This is a genomic window from Aeromonas aquatilis, from assembly GCF_054052405.1.
Genome location: NZ_JBSTYP010000034.1, coordinates 1 through 23112 on the forward strand (window position 1 = coordinate 1; position 23112 = coordinate 23112).

Sequence of the window (23112 nt, forward strand, 5' to 3'; positions counted from 1 at the left end):
AAATGTCTCGGATTCAGGCAGCCTGTCAAGGTATTCGAAGAGTACCGTCAGGCGGCATAGGCGAGTGTCGCACTTCGAAGTTGAATTCGCGTATCACTTCTACTAATAAGGGAGGGATTAACACAACAATGAGCGTAATATATAATTTAAAATAAGTATTATTATTAACTATAATAGAATGGAATTATGGGATTTACCACGTTAAAGGGATGCTGTAAAGCCTTAAGCCGTGCACTGTTTCGCCTGATAGCCGACCGAGCACTACCGCAGGAGGAAACGTCCACGAGACCACACATCGTCGTACCGCGTTGGGATGCCAAACTGGGCGATGCCATCGTCTCTTCCTTCTTTCTACGTGAAGCTGCCAGGATGAATATGCGGGTTACGGTAATTACCGTCGCAGAGTTGGTACCGCTTCATCAGCAAGTTTTTGGCGTTGATCGGGTGGTGGTCACTTCCGCTGATCCTAGCGTTGGAGAACTTATCCGCCTGGTGCGACAACTGGGACCGGTCGATACCGTAGTCCATCTGGTAGGTCGATTACAGCCCGCAGAAATTCTGTTTATTCGCCTGCTACGCCCTACCCGCCTCTATTCACTTGATGACGGCTTGCACTGCGTAAATCGTAAATTGGGGAAAGTAACAGCAGGCCTGAACGTTGTGGAACGCTACTGCAACGTGTTGCAAGACCTTGGAGCACAGACGGTAAATAGCGACTATGTTGTCCCCATTCCAGCTGGACTCCCCGCACCTGACGCGGCGGCGCAAATCCTGTTTAACCCCTGGGCCAGCCGCGAGGATAAATCACTTTCCATGAATTGCGCCACGGCGACACTGCTCGCGATAGCAGCCGCGTTCCCCGCTCACCGGATAGGCATTCTTTATGGACCGGCTAGCCGAGAACAGGCGGGGCGGCTAGAGGCCGCCGTTGCCTGCGCCAACGTCATGCGCGTGGCCAATATCACCACCCCGGCCGATGTAAGCGGCTATCTTTGCCGTGCACAGGTAGTAATTAGTGTCGATACGGCCATTGTGCATCTGGCCGTGGGCCTGAAAAAGCGACTGATTGCTATCTATCCCGATACTCCCGGCGTAGCGAATCCTTGGCTCCCCCCTACTTCTGCGCTAACGACAGTGATTTACAGCCTACAAGTTGCTTCAACTGCAGTTAGGGGTAAGAAAAATATGAACAATTTCTCGCTACCGCTGTTGCTGGACGCCTTGCGGGAACGAGTGGTGCCCACCTCACACCGTGCAGATCGCTTGTCTCTGCAGGCTCAAGTCGTACCCGGCCTTGGTGTTGCAACCGGAACGCTGGCCCGCCAACTGCCGCTGATTGCTCAGGATTTCCCCGAGGTCGCTGGCTGCTTTCCAGGCACACTGAACCTTAAGCTTGAGCTACCACTGGAGGTAACCCGCCCAGACCATCGCACCCCACCGCTGGCCTGGACTCCGAGCGGTAGAACCCGGGAAGTGTTTGATCTGCTGCGGATAGAGCTGGAATTTGCTCATCTGCCCGCCCCGGTTAAGGCTTGGCTTTATGTTGCCCATCGCTCACCTCACCGCGCCACACCAGCCCTGCACGAGGTGATCGCACCACTGCTGGCGATCGGTGACGTTCACCAGTGTCGCATCCATTTGCCCAGTGGCGCGGTGGGTGTAGTGGCAGACGTGCATCAGGCGAGCTCGTCCATCAGCCGTTCACTTTCAGCCAGCCAGTAGCTCACATCAGGCTCAATATGTAGAAACAGGCGCGCCAGTAGCGACCCATTTGCCAGAAACTCGTCTACCGACTCTATACGGTTTGTCGTGCGTCTGAAGTAGGTGTTGTACAGCTTCAGCAGCACAACTGGCCGCAGCAGAAAACTATCGACAGCCAGATCGGTGCGATGCATCACCTCGCAGCTAGTAAAGTTGTACAGCGGGCGGTAGCCCGGATCGATGCACTCCCCGCTGATGTTTATCACCTGCTCTGGTGCTTGCGGCACCAGATCCTTTATACAGCCTGGATTACCCCAAGCGTGCCTCTCTCTCGCAAGGCCAATCGCCAGCGCCCGCGCCAGCAATGGGTTACCCGGCTGAGAACCGAATATACACTCGCTGTGCCAGTGCAGCTTTGTAGTCAGTCCATCAGGAAACAAGCTGTCGGTGGGGTCGCCAAGCATTAGCGTATCTGCATCCAGCCAGACGCCTCCATGCTGCTGCACCCAGGCCATGCGAATAAAGTCACTTTTGGCGACAATCTCTTCAATACCTGTGGCAAGGGTAAAGGACAGCGGTTCGAAGGCCCAGCACTTGTCTACTATCGCTGGGTCAATCGAGTTCTCCAGCATTCGCGGCGTCAATAGCAGGAAGCGGTCGCCAAGCGCCCTTCGCATTGACACCAGCGCCAGCGCGACGTAAGGGGCCATCGTTTGGCCTGGAGCATTTTCCCAATAGCTGACGTAGCGAGGCATATGGGTGAAGGCGGAGCTCATTGCACACCTCCGCTGCCGACGGCCAGCAGGCCCTTCTGCGCCAGATAGCCCCTCAGCAATTGTAGCGAAGGACGGCACGCCGGTTGACGTAAAAACTCGTTCCCCAGCGCCGAACGATAGAGCTTAAGCCACACCAGGTCGGGGACGCAGGGCAGGAAATCTGCCAACGCTTGGCGATTCTCCTCCCCAAACAGCAGACGCAGCATACGCAAAATGGGCTGGTAACCGCTGGCCGAAAGCACATAGGCTACGTTGTCATCCAGTGCTCCGGTAATCGCCATCCCGTTCAGGCGGTCTTCAACCGCAGCGTCGCCCAGCGCTACCTGGGGATCGATGGCCACCGGGTAGATCGCGCGAAACGACTTCGCTCCACTTAGCAGCGAATGGTAAAGCACCTTATCCGCCGTAGCGCCGGTCACTAGCACGTCATCCCCAAAAATGACGTGAACTCCACTCCAGCGATAAAAATTTTCCGCCGGGATCACGTGATCCTGCACCAAATTAACCCGGTCCCGTTCCTGCTGGCTGAGACTGGCGTAGTTTTCGCATGGAGGGGCAATGCGCGGCAGCTTCACGTTGACGATGGTGGGTAACTCCATATGCGCCAGTTTCACGTTGATCTCCTCGACCACGATTTCATACAGCACGTTGGCGGTAGAGGGTACATTGCGCCAGCCGGTAGTCATCATCGCCACGTTATCGTCCTTCTCTTTCGCTTCAATAAATAAGCGCAGCCAAGGGGAGTCGGCTCTGTCCAGCTCAGCACTCAGATACTCGACAATCCGTTGGGCAAGCCAAGCAATATCCTCCACTCCGCCGAACTTGGCACGGCTGTAAATAGCGGCGAGTTGTGCGGCGTCCTCACCACTGGACATCTCGACAAAGCGGCCAGTTTCCTGCTGCGTCAGATGGTACAGCGCATGGCCGCCGAGAGTGGCGACGTAATCAGACATGGTGATTAGGCCGTCGGCCAGCAGCTCCGCGGCAAAAGGACGCAGACCAGATTTTACATCGGCAGGGTCTATCGCCTTTTGCGCCAAGCGAAATTTTTCCAAGCGCACCGTCGGCGCCAAAACCGTCCCGGTCCGGATAAGCGAGTCAGCGAAAATTAAGGCATTCAAGGGAAATTCCTATTTTTTTGTTTTGGTATTGATGTGATGGCCGCAAGTAAATCATCCAGCGCAATATCGGTTCGTTGCCGATGGCGGAAGTAGCTTAAGTGTTGCAGCCCCAACGGAGACAGCGTTTGCATTAGTTCGGGTATTCCTGCCCCAGCATCGCGCGGGTCATGTGAATCGGAACCAATGGTAAACGGTACGTTGAGAGCAATAAGCTGTGCCAGCAGGGTACGCGATGGATAGGACCACCGGCCGTCGACCTCCAGCCCAGACATCGGGTCCAACATGGTTTTTCGCAGGCCCGAGGCGTTAAGCTCCCATGCAATGCAGCTATGTGCCAGCGTTCCGAGCAGTGGCTCGAAATAGCGCAGGAATTGCGCCTCTGGGATACCGCGAAGAAGACTGTCCGCATGGCCCACCGCGTCGAACAACCCGCTTTCCAGCAGACCCTGCAGGCTGTCGAAATAACGCCGCAGAAACGTTTCCCCGGCCAGCCTCGGCAGCTCCCAGACCTTGACCATTGGCTCATGATCAAGGGTGACGTAATGAATCGAACCGATGGCAAAATCAAGCGGATAGCGCGCCAGCAGCGCGCGGGTGTAGTTCTCGGTTCCCGGCATATAATCCAGCTCCAGCCCGCTAAACAGGGTAATTTCCCCGCGATATGCCTGCCGTGCGTTATCGATATCGGTAAAGTACTGTTCGAGCTCAGCCTCCAGCAACCGGTTGCCACTATCAACCATAAAGGGTGCATGATCGGTAATGGTCAGAACGGTCACCCCTGCCGCGATGGAGGCGCAAACCAGCTCATCGACGCTGCCGACCGCATGCTTGGAATAGAAGGTATGGCTGTGGCTATCGATCATGCAGTCTCCCACTGTTCAAGCAGCCCGGGATGCTTAGCTAGCTCTTTGACCAGCCAATAAGGATTATTCGCTCTGGCAACGCTACTGGGCAGATGTTCGAATCCCTCCAGACGTGCCAACAGTGCAGTAAGTGGTTGGGTATAGAGCGTTCTGGCCAACGGGTCCTGTCGCAGCCAGGCGGCGATCTGTGACCAGCTCAACTTATCGAAATTAATATTACCCAACCGCCGAGTTTCAATACCGTAGAGGTAGACACTGCCATCAGGTTTCACAGTAACATCCATACCGTTTTCCTGCGGCTGTTGGTTTAGACTGCCGAAGGTAAAGCGCTTGTTGACCTTGGATTCAATGGCGGCAACGTACCCGGCAAGATCAAGATAACCCGGTGGCGTTCCCGGCGTGGGGTGGACAAGATTTTTATAATCGATGGGGAAGTGCTCTTCGCCGACCACCAACGTATCCTCCAGTACGCTGCACGCCTCAATACTGGCCTCAATGCCCCATGCAGCCAACTCATCCAGCAGGTAACGGCGGGTAAATTCACGATCAATATCAATTGAACGAAACGAAAAGCTGAGCCCCTCCGGGCGACTGCGACGCAGATAATCAAGACTCAAGCCGTGCGCGCGCCACTTAATTTTATCAATATGGTGGCTATCCGAACTGAGGCGGATATTGCAGCTATCACCATTTTGCAGCACGATCCGGTTAGTTTCTTCGTAAAAATCGATCATTTTTTCGTGGCGCAAAAAACCGCTTGTAATAAATTCAAAGTGCCTGCCACCGTTCGAAAGTGCGAGGATTTCGTGAAACGTTTTAATATTATTTAGCGGTTCCCCTTCTCCGCTGACCGAAATACGCTTTACCGCCTGGTCATTTATTAACCGCGCGAGATTTTCCCGCGCCTGCATGGAGAGAACCATGCTTTTTCCGCTTTGATGCTTGTCGGCGTACATGCAAAACGTGCAACCAATACCGCAGATCTGTGTAATATCTATATAAAGCAGATGACCCTGTAATTTCATTGTTATTTACTCATTAAAGGCGCCGCAAGGTGAAGGAAGGGCGAATACGTCACAATACACATAAAGAATACCTCTGTAGCGGGTTTAGCTGAAAGAACTAAAATTTTCAGTTTCATTGTAGGGACTGTCGACTGAAGTGAATCGCCCCCAGTTCCCTAAATAGCTGATCCGAATAGTGCTACATCCTGGCTGTGCCATAACCGTTTCCAGGGAAAGGGGTAACGTTGTCCATGAAGTGTTTCACGCGAGCCAGCAGATTGGCCATTCCTCGGCATTGGTGATTTGAATCGCCCCCACCCATTCTTTTCCAACCAGGCGAAACTGCGCTCTACTGCCTAAGGCTGCGGTTTCACTTTGAAACTGTGCAGCTCACTGCGTTTGGCTATTTACACACTAATCCGGCGTTGTTAATGGAATGGTCGCCCCCTCTCAAACCGGCATCACCTGTGCCAAAGTGGACGATGAATCGTCACTATGAGCGGAGCGGCCATCATGAACGTTAGGACAATTGGCATCGATTTGGCAAAAGAGGTTTTCCAGGTCCACGGGGTGGACGAGCACGGCAAGCGGTTGTTCAATAAGCAACTCAAGCGTTCACAAATGACCTCCTTTTTTGCCAATGTCCCACCCTGTTTGATCGGCATGGAGGCCTGTGCCTCTGCCCACTTTTGGGCCAACAAGCTGAGCGCATTGGGTCATAGCGTCAAACTGATGGCTCCCCAGTTCGTCAAACCCTATGTCAAAACCAACAAACATGATGCTGCTGATGCAGAAGCTATCTGCGAAGCCGTCACTCGACCCAACATGCGGTTCGTGCCTATCAAGACCCCTGAACAGCAAGCCGTGCTGGCACTTCATCGGAGCCGTCAGGGATTCATCAAGCAGCGGACTGCACAAGCCAATCAAATCCGGGGTCTATTGGCTGAATTTGGCATCATCGTGCCCCGAGGGATCCATCAACTACAGCAACGGTTACCTGAGATTCTGGAGGATGCCGATAACTCGTTACCCAGCCTGTTTCGCGTGCAATTGAGTTTGCTACAGAAACATATGGAGTACTTATTTGATGTTGTGGCTACGCTCGACAAGCAGATTGAGCAGTGCCATCAGCAAAATGCGCTATGCCAGCGTATCGGTAAGATCCCTGGCATCGGCCCTATCACCGCCAGTGCGCTGATTGCGACTATCGGCAACGCCAACAATTTCGAGAATGGCAGACAACTTGCGGCCTGGCTTGGCTTGGTGCCACGCCAGCATTCCAGTGGTGGTAAGCAAGTACTGCTCGGGATCAGCAAACGAGGCGATACCTATTTGCGGACTTTGCTTATCCATGGCGCCAGGGCGGTGTTGCAGTCAGTCAAACGTAAACAGGATACTGTATCGGGCTGGGCCAGTCGGCTATTGGCGCGCCGAAATAACAACATTGCCTCGGTAGCATTGGCCAACAAGAATGCGCGGATTGTGTGGGCGCTATTGGCCAAAGACCAGGAGTACTGTGCGCCAGTGATGAGCACTTAAGCTTCTGAGCCAGTAAGACAGGAAAAACACCACCGATTGCTCAGGCAAGCATGAAGTGATGGCAGGACAGGTCAGACCGTGATGGGGAAAACCCGATTTAGTCAAGGCTCTTGAAAGAGCGCGTTGTTGATAGAGGCCTCCATCAGCGTATTCCATCAGGGACAGAGGTGTTTCACATCACCTCAAAACAGTCCGGATCTATGGCTGCAATCGATGACCCGTAAAACCACCACAACATAGTTAGCTTGGCAAATGGGGCGACCATCTATGACCAATTCAGAGGTTAGGGAGCCTGTCCCCAAGTTGTTTTCATTGTTTAATTGGCCTGCTGCCGAACAGGCATACCAAGCCCTATCATCTTGTTCATGACCTTCACGCCAGCCAGCGCCTCACCCACTTGCGCGTTGTAGTTTCTCAGACTCAGTTTCGAGCCAATGAGCTGTTTGAAGCGGTACATCACCGTCTCGGCCTTCGAGCGCTGATGGTAATCACAGGCCTGTTTCCACTGCTCCAGTTCACCCGCCTTGAGCGCCTTCACCGCTTCGTTGCGCGGATGCCCTTCTTCCCACAGGGCGGCGTTTTTTCTGGGCGGGATGGTTGCCCTGGCCCCTTTCTTCTTCAGCAGAGCATGACACTCTTTGGTGTCATAGGCGCCATCGGCGCTGACCTGCTCTATCTTACGCCGCAACGGATTGAGCAAGGTCGGCAAGACTTCGTTATCGCCAACCGTTTCGAGGCTGACCTCGGCGGCGACGATGGCATGAGTTGCCGCATCCACCGCCAGGTGAAGCTTGCGCCAGACACGCCGCTTCTCCTTGCCGTGCTTGCGGATTTTCCACTCGCCCTCGCCGTAGACCTTGAGCCCCGTAGCATCAATCACCAGATGGCTCACCGGACCCTGACTGGGCAAGCGGTACTGGATGTTGACCTGCTTGGTCCTTTTGCTGATGCAGCTGTAGTCCGGTGACTGCAATGGAACTGCCATCAACGTGAACAACGAGTTGATGAACCCCTCCAGGGCGCGCAGCGGGAGGCTGAACAACCCCTTGAGCATCAGCGCCGTCTCGATAGCGCTATCGCTGTAGTGAAAACCTCGCCCCCGGCGGCCATGGTGGGTCTGGCAATGCCATTGCATGATGGCTTGTTCATCCATCCAGACGGTGAGCGAGCCACGCTGTACCAAGGCGTGGTTGTACTGTTTCCAGTTGCTGATCTTATGCTTGGACTTGCCCATCTGATGCTCTCGGTCGGCTGATTCGAGAGATCAGATCACCAAGAGGCTGGATAGTTCCCAGATTTGAGCAACAAGGCCCACTAATCCCACTTTTCCCAGTTTAAAGAGCATCAACCTTAGGCCTTGTTTTGTTGCAACTGATCAAACTTGGCATGTACCCGGTTAGGGTAAAGATCGGTGTAGATCTGCCAGAGGATGTTGATGTTTCTGTGGCCGGTGACCTGGGCAACCTCATCGATGACAAAGCCTGCCTCAAACAGGCGGCAGGCCCCTTCGCGGCGCAGATCGTGCCAGCGCAGATCATCGATACCAAGCTCTGTTCTGACCCGCTGGAAACCGGCGGTGACGCTCTTGCCGTTATAGGGGAAGATGCGCTCATCGGTTCTGGGCTGCCGCTTGAGGATCTCCCAGGCTTCCCCGAGCAGGGGAACCAGCATGTGGTTGCCAATCTTTTTTCTCGGGTCTTTGCGGTCTTCAACCAACACAGCCCGGTTCTTCTCATCCACGCCAGACCACTTGATCTTGCACACCTCGCTTATCCGCATGCAGCTCAGGATGGCAAAGTTGAGGAGAGCTGTGTAGGGGATCTTGGCCATGCCATGACTCTGCCGCTTTTCCAGCCCCCCGATGATCCGCTCGAGTTCATCGCTTACCGGACGGCGAGTGCGCTTCTGGGCTTTTCCCACCAGTTTCAGGTTATTGAGGGTCTTACGGGCTTCAAGGATGAGCTTGTTGTCGACCGGAATATTGAAGACGGGGTTGGCGGCGGCAAATACGGAACCGAGATAGCTGATGTCGTGAGCTATGGTGGCAGGAGAGGCCCCTGCATCCCGCCTAGCCTGACAGTGGTCGACCAGATCCTTGATAGTGAGCTGATCGGCATTGAGCGCCGCAATATCGCAATCGGCAACCAAGTCGAGGCAATAGGCCTTGGTTCTACCTATGGTAGGGCTAATAGCTGGATGTAAACGGTACAGAGCTATCAACTCCCGGATGCTGGGGACGGGTTGCACAAGGCCAGGCAAACCATCGCGTTCAATCATTGTCACCATCTGCATCCCCCAGCTCTTGGCGTCGCTCTGCCTGCCAAAGGTACGGGATTCCCGGTATACTACCTCTTCGCCTTTATGTTCCCTGACGGTGCAGCGATAGCGTAATTCGCCTTTGCTGGTCTTACGTTTTTCTATTGTGTAACCGGCCATAGATACCTCGTGGAGTACACCTGCCCCATGAAATGGTGGGGCAGATATGGGGCAAGTTCAATCAACAAATGTCTGGAAACACCCGTAAATGACTCAGAAACAAATCAGTGAAAACCCCATGAAATCAGGCGCTGAGGCCACATCTGGCAAGCCTGCCCACCACCAGACATTTTCGATTGCCCCCATGCTGGACTGGACTGATCGGCATTGCCGTTACTTTCATCGACTGATGAGTCGCCAGACCTTGCTCTATACCGAAATGGTGACCACTGGCGCCATCATCCACGGCAAGGGTGATTATCTGGGTTACAGCGAGCAGGAGCACCCCATCTCCCTGCAGCTGGGTGGTAGCAATCCGGCCGATCTGGCGCGCTGTGCCAAGCTGGCCGAGGAGCGCGGCTATGACGAGGTAAACATCAACGTCGGCTGCCCCTCCGATCGGGTGCAAAACGGCCGTTTTGGTGCCTGTCTGATGGGGGAGCCCGCGCTGGTGGCGGACTGTGTCAAGGCGATGCGCGATGTGGTCGATATTCCGGTGACGGTGAAGACCCGTATCGGTATCGACGATCAGGACTCCTACGAATTTCTGCAGGCCTTTATCGAACAGGTGCGCGATGCCGGTTGCGATACCTTTATCGTCCATGCCCGCAAGGCGTGGCTGAGTGGCCTGAGCCCCAAGGAGAACCGCGAGATCCCGCCCCTCGATTATCCCCGCGTCTATCGGGTCAAGCAGGATTACCCGGAGCTGACCATTGCCCTCAACGGCGGCGTCACCTCCATGGAGCAGACTCTGGAGCACCTGCAACACGTGGACGGCGTCATGATGGGGCGTGAAGCCTATCAGAACCCCTACATTCTGGCGCAGGTGGACAATCTGGTGTTCGGCCAGAACAACGCTGTGCCGAGCCGCCACGAGGTGGTGCGGATGATGCTGCCCTATATCGAGCAGGAGCTGGCCAAGGGCAACTACCTCTCCCACATGACCCGCCACATGCTGGGGTTGTTCCAGAATATGCAGGGGGCCCGCGCCTGGCGTCGTCACCTGAGTGAGAACGCCTGCAAACCGGGAGCGGATATTCAGGTGGTGCTGGATGCCATGGCCAAGGTGCCGGAGTTTGCCAGTAGCGAGGCGGCCGAATAAGCCAGTTGTGCCAAGGCAAGAGCAACAAAAAGCGCGTCAGTTGACGCGCTTTTTTGATCGCTGTCGCTTCAATATCTGAACTGGTTGATCAGCCGCGAGAGATCCTGCAGCCGCTCTACCAGCAGGGTGATGCCATCTAGCGCCTGCCTGCTGTTGTCGGCGGTGTGGCTGGCCAGCTGGTGGATCTGGTGTACCCCTTCATCGAGCGTCGCCGTGACGTCGGCCTGCTGACTCACCGCCTGGGCGATCTCGTCGCTGGTGCGGGTTACCTGCCCCAGCATCCGGTTGATCTGGGTTAGCACGTCGGCGGTGGTGCCCGCGTGCTGCTGGCAGCGTACCGAGGTCTGCGCCCCTTGTGTCATCCCGTCCGACAGCTGTCGTGTAGTCTGTTGCAGCGCCTGGATCATCTCGTGGATCTCGCTGGTCGAGGCACGGGTCTTCTGGGCCAGCGCCCTCACTTCATCCGCCACCACGGCAAAACCGCGCCCCTGTTCGCCCGCTCGGGCGGCCTCGATGGCCGCATTGAGGGCGAGCAGGTTGGTCTGGTCGGCGATTTGACTTATCACCTCCAGAATACCGCTGATCTTCTGGCTGTCGCTGGTGAGCTGGGCCAACACGGCGTGGTTGGCATCCAGCTCCTGATGGAGTTGGTTGACGGCGGAGCGGGTGGTTGCCAATGCTTGCAGCCCCTCGTCGGAGACCTGCTGTACCTCTATGACCAGATTGCTCGCTTCATGGGCACTGTGGGCCACATCGCGAATGGAGTGGCTCAGCTCGGTGATGGCGGTCGCCAGCTGCTCGCTGTGGGCGCGCTGCTGCTGCAGGTGGGTATCGATGGCCTGGATATTGCCCCGGTCATCTTCGGCTGCCTGCAGGATCTGCTGGTTGGTGTCGGCGCTGCGCCCGACCACGGCCTTGAGTTCGGCCTGCTTCATCCGCAGGGCCAGTTCGACGGCCGCCAGAGTGTCGCGCCGTCGGGTGTAGAGCACCTGACAGAGGCGGGTTCCCTTGTCTTGATCGGCAAGGGTGAGCAGATGAGCCAGCCGCTGTTGCAAACGCCAGCCGTGGGTTGCCTGTGCCAACAGCAACAAGGCGGTGGGCAGCAGCCAGAACAGGTTGCCGGTGGCAAAGGTTGCAAGAGTGGTGAGCAAGGCAGAAACGGAGAGCCAGAGGGTCACCTGACCAGGTTCAATGTGAAACCGGCTCAGCCAGGGAAGCGCCTTGCCGCTGCGCAGCAGGCCATAAAGCTGCTCAGCCCAGGCCACATCGCTGGCGGCGGGTTTGGTGCGCACCGACTGGAACTCGACGATCTCCTTCTGCGCATTGAGGATCGGGGTGACGTAAGCGTTTACCCAATAGAACTGACCGCTTTTAGCGCGGTTCTTGACCAGCCCCATCCAGCTTTTGCCCTGTCGCAGCCGCTGCCACATATCGGCGAAGGCCGCCTTGGGCATGTCGGGGTGACGCACCAGATTGTGAGGCTCCCCTTCCATCTCGGCAGCACTGTACCCTGCCACATCACAGAAGTGCTGGTTGGTATAGGTAATATGACTGGCGGGATCCGTGGTCGAGATGAGTGCAATGTTGTCGGGGAACTGTATCTCCCCCTCCTGATGGCGCTTGGTCATGTATCCTTCCTGAAAAACCCAACCAATTGATAAATATGTTTTTATTGTCGTTCTCAGTTAATTATTCTAAGGCTCTTCAGTGACCCGAACTTGGCTTGGGTCAATTAATCAGCACTACGAAGGTATGAAGTGAGGGGGCGCAGCTGGTGCGAAAGCGTGAATGTCTCTGGCTCCGGGTTTAAAACGCGCTGTACCCTCTTGATCTTGGCAGACTGGCGATCGTTGAAAAGTTGCTACTGGTACAACATCCTGCCGACACACATTCGTTGGCATGTTGATTCGTTATTGGCCTGTACCGCTGTCTCCATAACCTGGGAAGCAGTAACAGATAACTCCTGTTAAACCGATGGGCAGAGGGGGCGCCAACTGGCAGGGCAGTATTCTATGCCTGAAATGTGAACATTAAGTGGATAAACAGGAGGGCCGCCTGCAGGCGGCCCTCTTCGGTTTCAGCGTTGACTGCCAGTTCAGTGTTTGACGAGATAGAGCTGGCGGCTGTAGGCCACATCTTCCGGGTTGTTGATGGGGTAGCCCTTGAGCCATGGCTTGATGAGACGAGCATTGGTGTACTGGTAGATGGGGGCGATGGGGGCTTGATCCAGCAAGATCGCCTCCGCCTCGCCAAACAGCTTGCTGCGGCTGGCGGCATCCTGAGTGCTGGCCGCCTCTGCCAGTAGCTGGTCATAACGGGTATTGGCAAAGCCAGCCATATTGCCGCTGTGACGAGAGCCCCACAGGCCAAGGAACGCTGAAGGGTCGTTGTAATCGGCGACCCAGGAGGAGCGGATCACTTCAAACTGACCGCTCTGGCGGCTGTCGAGATAGGTTTTCCACTCCTGATTGGTCAGCTCGACCTCGGCGCCCAGCTTCTGCTTCCACATGCTGGCAATCGCCAATGCCATCTTCTTGTGAATTTCCGCGGTGTTGTAGAGCAGGGTCAGCTTGAGCGGCTTGTCCGGGCCGTAACCGGCCTCCTTGAGCAGGGCCTTGGCCTTGCTGTCCAGCGCTGGCTGGCTGCTGGTGGAGAGCAGGTTGGCGGCCGGGGTAAAGCTGGCGGTCACATCCGGAGTGAAGTGATAAGCCGGTTTCTCGCCGGTGCCGAGCACCTTGTCGGCGATCAGGGCGCGATCGATGGTGTAGGAGAGCGCCTTGCGCACCCGCACATCGTCGAGCGGTGCCTGTTTGGTATTGAAGGCGTAGTAGTAGGTGCCGAGCTGATCCGGGGTGTAGACCTCATTCGGGATCTGCTGCTTCAGCTTGTCGTACTGCTCCTTGGGGAAGGATTCGGTGATATGCAGATCTCCCGCCAGATAGCGGTTGGTGGCCGCGCTCTCCTGATTGATCGGCATGAAGATCACCTTGGTCAATACGGTATGGGCCCGATCCCAGTAATAAGGGTTGGGGGTCAGCTCCAGCTTCTCGTTGACCACCCGGTTGTTCAGCACAAAGGCACCGTTGCCGACCAGTTTGCCGGGTTGGGTCCACAGGTTGCCGTACTGCTCGATGCTGGCCTGATGGAGCGGTGACAGGCTGGGGTGGCTCAGCAGGTTCAGGAAGTAGGGCACCGGTTGGGAGAGGGTCACCTGCAGGGTGTGGTCATCGAGGGCCTTGACCCCCAGCTCGCTGGCAGGCAATTTGCCTGCGACTATCTCGTCCACCTTGTCGAAGCGGGCCAGCTGGGCAAACCAGGCGAAGGTGGCCGCCTCTTTCGGATTGACCAGCTTGCGCCAGCCGTAGACGAAGTCGCCGGCCTTGACCGGATCGCCGTTGGACCAGCGCGCATCCGGGCGCAGATGGAAGGTAAAGAACTGGTTGCCCTTGTTCTCCCAGCTGACCGCCACCCCGGCAACCGGTTTGCCATCCGGCCCCTGGGTCAGCAGCCCCTCGAACAGATCCCGCAGTACCTGCAACTCCGGCAGGCCGACCAGCTTGAGCGGGCTCAAGCTCGCAGGTTCATCCTTGAGGTGGCGAACGACAATCTGCTCAGCGGCGAGTTGTGTTCCGGCGGGAATATCGGCAGCCTGGACAGCAGCACAGCCCAGCAGGGCCAGCAAGGGGGTCCATCCTTTCATGGGTCGGATCCTTCAAATAGTGTGAAGCGGGGAGAAAACTCGGCGAGAAAATATCGCCGACAGATGGGAAATCATGATATCCCGTTTGCTGGTCTGACCGCCAGCATTCGACTCTCACTCCCAATCGGAGTAGAAGAGCGTTCCCGGCGTCTGTGCAGTTCAATGTGGTGAGGAGTGTCAAACGATGAAAGCATGGTTAGTGCTGGCCTGTGTGTTGAGCCAGGGTGCCTGGGCGTTGGCCCCGTGCCAGAGCGACACGGCGGTGGGCAACTGGTGCGAGATCGGCATCGATGCCTTGCACCCGACTCAGGGGGGCGTCGGCCAGGTCCAGGTTGATGAGACTCAGGCTACATTGGCGGGCATGAGCGCAAAGCAGCTCGACAAGTTAATGAAAAAGAAAGAGATCCCCGTGGTGATTGCGCCGGATGGTAGCTACTGGCTGGTGGACCGCCACCATCTCACCAAGGCGTTGTGGCAGCAGGGCGTCAAGGATGCCCGGGTCAAGGTGATTGGCCGCCTGCAGGATAAAGCCAACTTCTGGAGCCAGATGCAGAACAACCACTGGGCCTGGCTCAAGGATGAGAAGGGGCAGCCGCTGACCCCGGAGCAGTTACCGACCAGTATCGACAAGCTGCCTGATTACCCTTATCGCACCCTGGCCGGATTGCTGCAGGATGCGGGCTACTTCAGCAAGGACAAGCAGGTCTATTTCGTCGAGTTTGCCTGGGCCAGCTGGCTCGGCAAGCAGATGCAATGGATGCCGGTGGACAGCGCCAATCTGGCGGCCCGGCTGCAACAGGCCAAACGGCTCGCCTGCGGCAGCGATGCCAAGGATCTGCCCGGTTATCCCGGCAAGCAGTGCAGCCTCAACCAGTCCAAAAGCGCGCAATGAGTGGATGTGCGATGCCGGCACCCTGAGCATGCCGGAGATAAAAGAGGGCGACCCCGGGTCGCCCTTCTGCTGTCAGCTTGTTACTGCTGGTTGGCGGTGGTCACTCATAGCGCTCCGCCCAGCGGGCAGCCGCCTGCTCAAGCAGGGCGACCTCACCTTGCTGGATCAGCGGTAGCAGATCGTTGACCTGTTGATCCGGCCAATCCCACCAGGCGAGGGCCTGTAGCCGGGCAATCTCGTTCTCGGTAAAGCGCATCCGCACTATGGCCGCTGGCGTGCCTGCCACCATGGCGTAGGGCGGCACATCTTTGGTGACCAGCGCCCGGGCGGCGATGATGGCGCCATCGCCGATGGTGACGCCGGGCATGATCATCGCCTCCATGCCGATCCAGACATCGTTGCCGATGCGGGTATCGCCGGCAGGGCGGTAGCTGCGCTTGAGTGCCTCCATATCCAAGAACGGATAGGTGCTGATGAAGGCCGTGTTGTGGGTGTGGTTGCCCCCCATGATGATCTTTACCCCGGCGGCAATTTGCACATAGTCGCCGATATGGAGCCGGTCGATATGCCAGAGCGGCTCCCAGCCGGTTTCCGAGCTACGGCTGAAGGGATCGCCATGGAGGTAGCGCACCGCCACCTCTTCGAAGGGGCCATCCCAGGCACCCGAATAGTAGCTGTGCTGCCCCTTGAGGCAGATATTGGGGTTGGTCACCGTCAGGTGCAGGTATTCGACCTGCGACCAGTGTTGGCAGGGGTTCATGTTGGTACTCCTTTGCTTAATGGATCGGATGGGTTGCGTTCGCTTGAGCGCAGCTAATAGATCCAGACCAGCATGCGGGGCACGCAGAGCAGGGAGCAGCCCAGCATCTGCGGGAGGCGTGGTCGCATTGTGGTGTGCTCCAAAGAAGGGGGTAAGGGCGCGATCATAAGGTCGGGCGCCGGGTTTGCCAAGGTTGCGCAGAGATCCTGCACTAATCCTCTGGTTGATATTTATTCTCAATTAGCCATGATAACACTCCCACCATAACGGACTCGGGAGAGCGAGATGACACCGCAAAGTTGGCAACGATACATGCTGGAGGCGGAGCGTGCCTGGCAGGCCGGTTCGCTGGGGGCGGCGATCTGCTTTTATCAGCAGGCGCTGGGGGATGTTTACGAGATGACCCAGGTCGAGTTGACCGAGCTGGCCACCATGCGGGTCGCTACCTGTCACCGGCTGGCCGACTTCTGGCGGGCGATGGATGAGCCGACTTACGAACTGCGCTACCTGAAGCTCGCCTCCGAACTGGTCACGGCACTGGTGCCGCAGTGCCCGAACCGGGAGTGCGAGGTACTGATCAGCGAGCTGGGTTGCTGCCGCGGCGCCCTGCTCGCCTTTCTCAAGCGCCACCCCAATCCTGAAATTGCCCGGCTGATCCAGTTGCAGGACAAGGTACAGGGTTGCGAGCTGATCGGCCGTTTTCGCCTCAACTAACTGGCGTTGAGCGGCAGCTCAGCCCCGCCGTTTGAGTTTCTGGGCGATGCTCTGTTGCGCCTCTTCCCCCTGCAGTGCCTGAGCGAAGGCGCGCGCCTCCAGATCGATGACAAAGTGCACCGCCTGTTTGAGCTCCTGCTTGAGCAGCGCCTTGCTCTTTTGCAGCGCTCTGGGCGGTTTGGCCGCCAGCTTCAGTCCCTGCTCGCGGGCAAAGGGGATCAATCCATCGGCCGCCACCACCTTGTTGGCCAGCCCGAGCCGCAGCGCCTCCTCTGCATCAATCGCCTCGGCCAGCAGCAACAGCTCGGCCGCCTTGAGGTGTCCCACCAGACGCGGCAGCAGCAGGCTGGAGGCGAACTCCGGCACCAGTCCCAACTCGACGAAAGGAAGCTGCAAGCGGGCGTTATCCCCCAGATAGACCAGATCGCAGTGCAGCAGAATGGTGGTGCCAATCCCCACCGCCGGGCCTGCAACGGCGGCGATCACAGGTTTGGGGAAATCCGCCAGAGTGTGGAGGAACTGCAGTATGGGGTCGTCGGGCTCCAGCGAGCTCTTGCCCATAAAGTCGGCCAGATCATTGCCCGCGGTAAAGCAATCTTGCTGCCCCTGCAACAGCAGGACATGTACCTCCTCATCGGCTGCCGCCTCTCGTAGCGCTGCCACCAGTTGCTTATAGAGCTCGGTATTGAGGGCGTTGCGCTTGTCGGGGCGGTTGAGGGTCAGGGTGAGCAAGCCATCCTGCTGCTCAGCGATGAGAATGGGGGCCATGTCTAAATCCTTGTTATTGAAAGGTGCAAAAAAGGTTGCTGCTGGGGTAACCTTGGCGCCGTTTAACAACATCATAAAAGGATTTCAACCATGTTTAAACGTGCGTTTTATTCTCTGCTGGTTTTGGGTATGACGGCGCCTGCACTGGCCAAGGTCGAGGCTGTCGATGGCTATGTGCGCCTGTTGCCGCCGGGCTCCCCCAACACTGCCGCCTTTATGGTGCTGAAGAATGACGCCGACCAGCCGGTCAAGCTGGTGGCGGCGGCTTCTGCTGCTGCGGGGCGTGCCGAGCTGCACACTCACCTGCACGAAAATGGCGTGATGAAGATGCGCCAGGTCGAGAATATCGAGATTCCGGCCAAGGGCGAAGCGGTGCTGAAACCGGGCAGCCTGCACATCATGCTGTTCGAGGTGGGCACGCTCTCCGAGCAGACTCCTTTCCCGCTCACGCTCACCATGGATGATGGCCAGAAGCTGGATCTATCACTGCCGGTGAAGCCGATTGAGCCGATGGCAGAGATGAAGCATATGAAGCACTGACATTTGTCGTCGCTTGTTCAGCATTCGCGCTGGGTATTTTGGCTGCACCGAGTAAAATAGTGCTCTTTTCCATGTATGCAAGAGGAAGTGACGTAATGAAAAAGACGCTGATTGCCGGTTTTGTACTGGCACTGTGCAGCCAGAGTGCCATGGCCGCTGACGACTGGCGTTTTGCCGCCGGTGCCGACGTATGGGCCGCCAAGGGCAGTGGTCAGGCTTATGGCACCAGTGCTGATGGCAGCTATGACGACAGCTACAACTGGAACGGCTATCTGCAACTGGAACACGGCATCATCTTCCTGCCGAACGCCAAGTTTGAAGTCTCCGATTTCAGCACCTCCGGCGGCAATTTCAAAAACGATCTGACCGCCTACGATCTGAGCCTCTACTACCGTCTGTTCAACAACGATCTGTTCAAGATCGATCTGGGTATGACCGGTCGTCACTACGATGGCGAGCAGGTCTACGTCGGTCGCAAGGGTTATGACGAAGATACCCTGATGGCCTATGCCGGCAGTGAAGTGAAGATCCCGGGCACCGGCATCGCCTTCTTCGGCGATCTGCGTACCCACGATGCGGACAACTATGACTACCGTCTGGGTGGTTCCTACAAGTTCTCCTCCATGCCGATCAAGCTGCGTGCCGGCTGGCGTGAAGCCAAGGTCGACTTCGCCAATATCGACCAGTCTGTCGATGGCTGGTTCATGGGCGGCGAATTCACTTTCTAATCTGACGTTGTCTGACAACGGGGGTGATATTCTTCGCCAACATCTATCAGAGCGTTCTGTCGATGGCTGGTTCATGGGCGGTGAATTCACTTTCTAATCTGACGTTGTCTGACAACGGGGGTGAAATTCTTCGCCAACATCTATCAGAGCATTCTGTCGATGGCTGGTTAATGGGCGGCGAGTTCACTTTCTAATCTGACCGTCAACTGACGACGAGGAGCGATAATGGGCCACATCGTAGTGACAGGTGCCGGTTCCGGTCTTGGCCGGGCGCTGACCATCGGACTGGTTGAGCGGGGCCATCAGGTCTCCATGATGGGGCGCCGTTATCAGCGACTGCAGGAGCAGGAACAACTGCTCGGCAGCACGGTGATCGGTATCGCTGCCGATCTGGCGCACCATGAAGAGGTCGACGTCGCCTTCGCCGCTGCGGTGGAGTGGGGTGGCCTGCCCGACATGGTGATCCACTGCGCCGGGGTGGGCGAGTTTGGCCCGGTCGGTGTCTACACCGCCGAGCAGATCCGCCGGGTGGTGGAGAGCAATCTTATCTCCACCATTCTGGTGGCCCAGCAGACGGTGCGGCTCATCGGCGAAAAGGGCGGGGTGCTGGCCAATGTGCTCTCCTCCGCCGCGCAGGTGGGCAAGGCCAACGAGAGCCTCTATTGCGCCTCCAAATGGGGGATGCGCGGCTTTCTCGAATCCTTGCGCGCCGAGCTGAAAGGCTCGCCACTGCGGCTGGTCAACCTCTACCCGAGCGGGATCCGCAGCGAATTCTGGGATAACTCGGATCACGTGGACCCGAGTGGCTTCATGACCCCGGAAGATGCGGCGGCCTATATGCTCGACGCGCTGGAAGCCAGAAGCAGCTGCCACGTGACCGACCTCTTTATCGGTCGCAATCCCTGAGGCGAAGCCCGCCATCCGGTTGCCGTCGTCAGAACATACAGAAACAAAAAGCGCGCCAAACGGCGCGCTTTTCTATTCAGGTAAGGGGGCGGAATTAACGGCCCAGCTTGGCCTTGAGCATGGCGATGATGTCGCTGATGGCCACTTCCTGCTTCTCGCCGGTGCGGCGGCACTTGTACTCCACCACGCCGTTGTCCAGACCGCGATCGCCGATGACGATGGCGTGCGGGATGCCCAGCAGCTCCATGTCGGCGAACATCACGCCCGGGCGCTCTTTACGGTCGTCGAACAGCACGTCCACACCGGCCGCTTTCAGCTCGGCGTAGAACTGCTGTGCCTGCTCGGCCACGCGCTCGGATTTGTGCATGTTCATCGGCACGATGGCCACTTCGAACGGAGCGATGGCGTCCGGCCAGATGATGCCGTACTGGTCGTTGTTCTGCTCGATGGCGGCAGCAACCAGACGGGAAACCCCGATACCGTAGCAACCCATCTCCATGGTGACGGACTTGCCAGCTTCGTTCAGCACGCTCGCCTTCATCGCTTCGGAGTACTTGGTACCCAGCTGGAAGATGTGGCCCACTTCGATACCACGCTTGAGCAGCAGCTTGCCCTGGCCGCACGGGCTCGGGTCGCCTTCTACTACGTTGCGCAGGTCGGCAACTTCGTAAGCGGTGATGTCGCGATCCCAGTTGGCGCCGGTCAGGTGGAAGCCGGTCTCGTTGGCGCCGCAGACGAAGTCCGCCAGATGGGCGGCGCTGCGATCGACGATGATGCGACCGGCAAAGCCGACCGGGCCGATGGAGCCTGCATCGCAACCGGCGGCAGCTTTAATCTGCTCGTCGTTGGCGAAGGTCAGCGGGTTGGCCACGCCAGCCAGTTTCTCGGCCTTGATCTCGTTCAGCTCGTGGTCGCCACGCAGTACCAGCGCGATGACGGCCTGCTTGCCGTGCTCATCTTCCTCTGCCAGTACCAGCAGGGTCTTGGCGATGGCGGTCGGTGCCACGTTCAGGAAAGCGGCCACTTCGTCGATGGTGTGGACGTTCGGGGTGGCAACCTTGGTCAGGGCTGCGGTGGCGGCAGCGCGCTCACCAGCCGGTGCCAGCGCTTCGGCCATCTCGATGTTGGCGGCGTAATCGGATGTGTCGGAGAAGGCGATCAAGTCTTCACCGCTCTCGGCCAGCACCTGGAATTCGTGGGAACCGGTACCACCGATGGAGCCGGTATCGGCCTGCACCGGACGGAAGTTCAGGCCCATGCGGGTGAACGCCTTGCAGTAGGCGGCGTGCATCTTCTCGTAGGTATCGACCAGAGACTCTTTGTCGATGTGGAAGGAGTAGGCATCCTTCATCAGGAATTCGCGGCCGCGCATCACGCCGAAACGGGGGCGCACTTCGTCGCGGAACTTGGTCTGGATCTGGTAGAGGTTGAGCGGCAGCTGCTTGTAGCTGTTCACTTCGTAACGTACCAGCGCAGTGATCACCTCTTCGTGGGTCGGGCCCAGCACGAAGGGGCGGTTGTGACGGTCGGTCAGACGGCACAGCTCGGGACCGTAGTCATCCCAGCGGCCGGACTCCTGCCACAGCTCGGCGGGTTGTACCACCGGCATGGAGACTTCGACGGCACCAGCATTGTTCATCTCTTCGCGAACAATGTTCTCGATTTTCTTCAGCACCCGCAGACCGGTTGGCAACCAGGCATACATGCCGGAGGCCAGTTTACGGATCATCCCGGCGCGCAGCATCAGCTGGTGGCTGACAACTTCAGCGTCGGAGGGGGTTTCCTTGAGAGTGGAAAGCAGATATTGGCTGGTACGCATCGCGGTAGACCTTAGCTAGAACGGGCGCGGGGCCCAGGATAATTTCAAGGGCGGAATTTTAACAGGCTGGGCGTTGCGGCCCAAGGGCTAAATTTGCCGCAACCCGAAAGGTGGCAACGCCCGGCAGATGACCAAGGGCAATGACCATTGCAACAAGCAGGCTTTTTATGCCTGCAATTTGGCCGGATCTCCGCTAAACTCTGCCACCTTTTCTCGATGGGCATGGCTCTGCCGCGTTCATCACCCCCCATTTTTAGTACTTTTGGAGCCGCTCATGCCGTTAGTGGGACATCAACACCAGATCGAGATCCTGGAACTGACCGACAAAGGAGATGGCAAAGGACGCCTGTTCGATCGCCCCCTGTTTGTCGAAGGTCTGCTGCCCGGTGAGCAGGCGCTGGTGGAGCTGACCGAGGTCAAGCCGAACTACCTGCACGGCAAGGTCGCCGAGCTGCTCCAGCCCTCCGCCGATCGGATTACCGATTTCTGCCCCAACACCGAATGCGGTGGCTGTCAGGTACGCCCGCTGGCCTATCCGGCCCAGCTCAAGCTCAAGCAGGCACTGGTGCAGAGCGCACTGGAGCTGGTCGGGCTGGGTGACACCCCGGTCAAGGATATCCTTGGCATGGAGAGCCCGTTCGCCTATCGCAACAAGGCGCAGTACGCGGTGCGTGGTTGTGACGCCGGTGCCGAGATCGGTTTTTATCGCAAGCACTCCCACGATCTCATCACTGCCGATGATTGCGCGGTGCAGGACTCGCTGCACGTGGAGCTCAACGCCCGGGTGCGCAACTGGATGCGCGAGCACAACATTGCGGCCTATGACGAGGTGAACCACACCGGCTGCGTGCGCAACCTGATGACCCGCAAGGGCTTCAAGAGCGGCGAGCTGATGGTAGTGCTGGTCACTTTGGGTGAGGAGCTGCCGTTCGAAGCCGAGCTGTTGGCAGCCCTGAGCGATCTGCCAGTCACCACCCTGGTGCAGAACATCAACGATGAGCGCACCAACCGCATTCTGGGCGCGACCAACCGGGTGCTGTTGGGCGAAGGGGTGATCCGCGACAAGATCCACGAACTCGAGTTCGAGATCTCGCCGCTCTCCTTCTTCCAGAACAACCCGACCCAGACCGATGTGCTCTACTCCAGCGCCCTCGAGTATGCCGAACTGACCGGCAACGAGACGGTGTTCGACATCTATTGTGGTATCGGCACCATCTCCCTGTTCCTGGCTGGCAAGGCCGCCAAGGTGGTGGGGATCGAGTCGGTGGAGAGCGCTATCAGCGATGCCCGCCGCAACGCCGCCCTCAACGGCATCGAGCACACCGAATTCCACGTCGGCAAGGCGGAGCAGCTGATGCCCGAGCTGCACGCAGAGGGCGTGACCGCTGACGTGGTGGTAATGGATCCGCCCCGCAAAGGCTGTGACAAGGCGGTGCTGCAGACCCTGGTCGCCATGGCGCCCCGTCGTCTGGTCTATGTCTCCTGCAATCCGCAGACCCTGGCCCGCGACCTCGCCTGGTTGGTCAAGCAGGGCTTCGTGCTGGACGAAGTGCAACCGGTCGATATGTTCCCGCACTCCATGCACGTCGAAGCGGTTGCCCGCCTGAGCCTGCCCGCCAAGGCATAAGTCTCCCCCGACTATTGCCCATAAAAAAACGACGCCAGCTGGCGTCGTTTTTTCTATCTGATGCTCGTAGGTTGATG

Annotated in this window: 20 protein-coding genes; 9 read left to right on the forward strand and 11 right to left on the reverse strand. The window is 57.7% G+C overall.

The genetic code is table 11. The features are described 5' to 3' along the window. The first annotated feature begins 186 nt into the window (after positions 1-186). Positions 187-1722, forward strand: a complete 1536-nt coding sequence (locus ACW5W8_RS14430) for a glycosyltransferase family 9 protein (protein WP_498628424.1) — start codon at positions 187-189, stop codon at positions 1720-1722. Here the strand turns inward: ACW5W8_RS14430 and ACW5W8_RS14435 are convergent. Genes ACW5W8_RS14435 through ACW5W8_RS14450 form a run of 4 tightly spaced genes read right to left on the reverse strand, consistent with a single transcriptional unit; the run spans position 1677 to position 5486 of the window. After that, the gene (locus tag ACW5W8_RS14435) at positions 1677-2477 is read right to left on the reverse strand and encodes a glycosyltransferase (RefSeq protein ID WP_498628425.1); all 801 of its coding nucleotides are present in this window, start codon (positions 2475-2477) and stop codon (positions 1677-1679) included. The genes ACW5W8_RS14430 and ACW5W8_RS14435 overlap by 46 nt on opposite strands. Then, positions 2474-3598: a hypothetical protein gene (locus ACW5W8_RS14440; RefSeq protein WP_498628426.1), complete on the reverse strand. Its 1125-nt coding sequence runs from the start codon at positions 3596-3598 to the stop codon at positions 2474-2476. The genes ACW5W8_RS14435 and ACW5W8_RS14440 overlap by 4 nt, the downstream gene beginning before the upstream one ends. After that, positions 3595-4461, reverse strand: coding sequence for a histidinol-phosphatase (locus tag ACW5W8_RS14445; protein ID WP_498628427.1), 867 nt, complete (start codon positions 4459-4461; stop codon positions 3595-3597). The genes ACW5W8_RS14440 and ACW5W8_RS14445 overlap by 4 nt, the downstream gene beginning before the upstream one ends. Then, positions 4458-5486 (reverse strand): radical SAM family protein, encoded by a 1029-nt coding sequence (locus ACW5W8_RS14450; RefSeq protein WP_498628428.1) that lies wholly within the window; start codon positions 5484-5486, stop codon positions 4458-4460. The genes ACW5W8_RS14445 and ACW5W8_RS14450 overlap by 4 nt, the downstream gene beginning before the upstream one ends. A 492-nt stretch (positions 5487-5978) precedes the next feature. On the opposite strand from ACW5W8_RS14450, the gene ACW5W8_RS14455 reads away from it, so the two are divergent. Next, positions 5979-7004 (forward strand): IS110 family RNA-guided transposase, encoded by a 1026-nt coding sequence (locus ACW5W8_RS14455; protein ID WP_498628429.1) that lies wholly within the window; start codon positions 5979-5981, stop codon positions 7002-7004. Positions 7005-7320: 316 nt separating this feature from the next. Here the strand turns inward: ACW5W8_RS14455 and ACW5W8_RS14460 are convergent, their stop codons facing one another. Both ACW5W8_RS14460 and ACW5W8_RS14465 read right to left on the reverse strand, forming a co-directional pair. Continuing rightward, positions 7321-8238 (reverse strand): IS5 family transposase, encoded by a 918-nt coding sequence (locus ACW5W8_RS14460; RefSeq protein ID WP_498628430.1) that lies wholly within the window; start codon positions 8236-8238, stop codon positions 7321-7323. 116 nt (positions 8239-8354) lie between these two features. Continuing rightward, complete coding sequence (locus tag ACW5W8_RS14465) at positions 8355-9440, reverse strand: tyrosine-type recombinase/integrase (RefSeq protein ID WP_498628431.1); 1086 nt, start codon at positions 9438-9440, stop codon at positions 8355-8357. Positions 9441-9558: 118 nt separating this feature from the next. Between ACW5W8_RS14465 and dusA the strand changes: the two genes are divergently transcribed. Further along, a complete protein-coding gene (gene dusA / locus ACW5W8_RS14470; RefSeq protein ID WP_498628457.1) occupies positions 9559-10581 on the forward strand; it encodes a tRNA dihydrouridine(20/20a) synthase DusA in 1023 nt (340 codons plus the stop codon). A 68-nt stretch (positions 10582-10649) separates the two neighbouring features. Here dusA and ACW5W8_RS14475 read toward each other — a convergent pair whose 3' ends face one another. Further along, on the reverse strand, positions 10650-12209 hold the full coding sequence (locus ACW5W8_RS14475) for a methyl-accepting chemotaxis protein (protein WP_498628432.1): 1560 nt from the start codon (positions 12207-12209) through the stop codon (positions 10650-10652). A gap of 467 nt (positions 12210-12676) precedes the next feature. Further along, a complete protein-coding gene (locus ACW5W8_RS14480) occupies positions 12677-14281 on the reverse strand; it encodes a peptide ABC transporter substrate-binding protein (RefSeq protein ID WP_498628433.1) in 1605 nt (534 codons plus the stop codon). 184 nt (positions 14282-14465) lie between these two features. Here ACW5W8_RS14480 and ACW5W8_RS14485 point away from each other — a divergent pair, with 184 nt between their 5' ends. Next, positions 14466-15173 (forward strand): ParB-like protein, encoded by a 708-nt coding sequence (locus ACW5W8_RS14485; RefSeq protein WP_498628434.1) that lies wholly within the window; start codon positions 14466-14468, stop codon positions 15171-15173. A gap of 100 nt (positions 15174-15273) precedes the next feature. Here ACW5W8_RS14485 and ACW5W8_RS14490 read toward each other — a convergent pair whose 3' ends face one another. Beyond that, entirely contained in the window at positions 15274-15933 is a 660-nt protein-coding gene (locus ACW5W8_RS14490; RefSeq protein WP_498628435.1) for a CatB-related O-acetyltransferase, read from the reverse strand. Between the two features lie 285 nt (positions 15934-16218). On the opposite strand from ACW5W8_RS14490, the gene ACW5W8_RS14495 reads away from it, so the two are divergent. Continuing rightward, on the forward strand, positions 16219-16647 hold the full coding sequence (locus ACW5W8_RS14495; protein ID WP_411625338.1) for a DUF2753 family protein: 429 nt from the start codon (positions 16219-16221) through the stop codon (positions 16645-16647). A gap of 18 nt (positions 16648-16665) precedes the next feature. Here ACW5W8_RS14495 and ACW5W8_RS14500 read toward each other — a convergent pair whose 3' ends face one another. Then, the gene (locus ACW5W8_RS14500; protein WP_498628436.1) at positions 16666-17415 is read right to left on the reverse strand and encodes an enoyl-CoA hydratase-related protein; all 750 of its coding nucleotides are present in this window, start codon (positions 17413-17415) and stop codon (positions 16666-16668) included. Positions 17416-17505: 90 nt separating this feature from the next. On the opposite strand from ACW5W8_RS14500, the gene ACW5W8_RS14505 reads away from it, so the two are divergent. From ACW5W8_RS14505 to ACW5W8_RS14515, 3 genes are all read left to right on the forward strand, one after another. After that, positions 17506-17955, forward strand: a complete 450-nt coding sequence (locus ACW5W8_RS14505; RefSeq protein ID WP_005335782.1) for a copper chaperone PCu(A)C — start codon at positions 17506-17508, stop codon at positions 17953-17955. A 95-nt stretch (positions 17956-18050) separates the two neighbouring features. Further along, positions 18051-18683: a TIGR04219 family outer membrane beta-barrel protein gene (locus ACW5W8_RS14510; protein ID WP_106844095.1), complete on the forward strand. Its 633-nt coding sequence runs from the start codon at positions 18051-18053 to the stop codon at positions 18681-18683. Between the two features lie 225 nt (positions 18684-18908). Beyond that, entirely contained in the window at positions 18909-19589 is a 681-nt protein-coding gene (locus tag ACW5W8_RS14515; RefSeq protein WP_498628437.1) for an SDR family oxidoreductase, read from the forward strand. 94 nt (positions 19590-19683) lie between these two features. On the opposite strand, the gene ACW5W8_RS14520 is transcribed toward ACW5W8_RS14515, so the two are convergent. Then, a complete protein-coding gene (locus tag ACW5W8_RS14520; RefSeq protein WP_498628438.1) occupies positions 19684-21408 on the reverse strand; it encodes a proline--tRNA ligase in 1725 nt (574 codons plus the stop codon). A gap of 274 nt (positions 21409-21682) precedes the next feature. On the opposite strand from ACW5W8_RS14520, the gene rlmD reads away from it, so the two are divergent. Beyond that, positions 21683-23035, forward strand: coding sequence for a 23S rRNA (uracil(1939)-C(5))-methyltransferase RlmD (rlmD, locus tag ACW5W8_RS14525; protein WP_498628439.1), 1353 nt, complete (start codon positions 21683-21685; stop codon positions 23033-23035). Positions 23036-23112: the final 77 nt, after the last annotated feature.

Excerpts from the sequence above, each read along its gene's own strand:
- ACW5W8_RS14430 (WP_498628424.1), top strand. The coding sequence starts at position 187 with ATGGGATTTACCACGTTAAAGGGATGCTGTAAAGCCTTAAGCCGTGCA.
- ACW5W8_RS14435 (WP_498628425.1), bottom strand. The coding sequence starts at position 2,477 with ATGAGCTCCGCCTTCACCCATATGCCTCGCTACGTCAGCTATTGGGAA.
- ACW5W8_RS14445 (WP_498628427.1), bottom strand. The coding sequence starts at position 4,461 with ATGATCGATAGCCACAGCCATACCTTCTATTCCAAGCATGCGGTCGGC.
- ACW5W8_RS14450 (WP_498628428.1), bottom strand. The coding sequence starts at position 5,486 with ATGAAATTACAGGGTCATCTGCTTTATATAGATATTACACAGATCTGC.
- ACW5W8_RS14455 (WP_498628429.1), top strand. The coding sequence starts at position 5,979 with ATGAACGTTAGGACAATTGGCATCGATTTGGCAAAAGAGGTTTTCCAG.
- ACW5W8_RS14460 (WP_498628430.1), bottom strand. The coding sequence starts at position 8,238 with ATGGGCAAGTCCAAGCATAAGATCAGCAACTGGAAACAGTACAACCAC.
- ACW5W8_RS14465 (WP_498628431.1), bottom strand. The coding sequence starts at position 9,440 with ATGGCCGGTTACACAATAGAAAAACGTAAGACCAGCAAAGGCGAATTA.
- dusA (WP_498628457.1), top strand. The coding sequence starts at position 9,559 with ATGAAATCAGGCGCTGAGGCCACATCTGGCAAGCCTGCCCACCACCAG.
- ACW5W8_RS14475 (WP_498628432.1), bottom strand. The coding sequence starts at position 12,209 with ATGACCAAGCGCCATCAGGAGGGGGAGATACAGTTCCCCGACAACATT.
- ACW5W8_RS14480 (WP_498628433.1), bottom strand. The coding sequence starts at position 14,281 with ATGAAAGGATGGACCCCCTTGCTGGCCCTGCTGGGCTGTGCTGCTGTC.
- ACW5W8_RS14485 (WP_498628434.1), top strand. The coding sequence starts at position 14,466 with ATGAAAGCATGGTTAGTGCTGGCCTGTGTGTTGAGCCAGGGTGCCTGG.
- ACW5W8_RS14490 (WP_498628435.1), bottom strand. The coding sequence starts at position 15,933 with ATGAACCCCTGCCAACACTGGTCGCAGGTCGAATACCTGCACCTGACG.
- ACW5W8_RS14495 (WP_411625338.1), top strand. The coding sequence starts at position 16,219 with ATGACACCGCAAAGTTGGCAACGATACATGCTGGAGGCGGAGCGTGCC.
- ACW5W8_RS14500 (WP_498628436.1), bottom strand. The coding sequence starts at position 17,415 with ATGGCCCCCATTCTCATCGCTGAGCAGCAGGATGGCTTGCTCACCCTG.
- ACW5W8_RS14505 (WP_005335782.1), top strand. The coding sequence starts at position 17,506 with ATGTTTAAACGTGCGTTTTATTCTCTGCTGGTTTTGGGTATGACGGCG.
- ACW5W8_RS14510 (WP_106844095.1), top strand. The coding sequence starts at position 18,051 with ATGAAAAAGACGCTGATTGCCGGTTTTGTACTGGCACTGTGCAGCCAG.
- ACW5W8_RS14515 (WP_498628437.1), top strand. The coding sequence starts at position 18,909 with ATGGGCCACATCGTAGTGACAGGTGCCGGTTCCGGTCTTGGCCGGGCG.
- ACW5W8_RS14520 (WP_498628438.1), bottom strand. The coding sequence starts at position 21,408 with ATGCGTACCAGCCAATATCTGCTTTCCACTCTCAAGGAAACCCCCTCC.
- rlmD (WP_498628439.1), top strand. The coding sequence starts at position 21,683 with ATGCCGTTAGTGGGACATCAACACCAGATCGAGATCCTGGAACTGACC.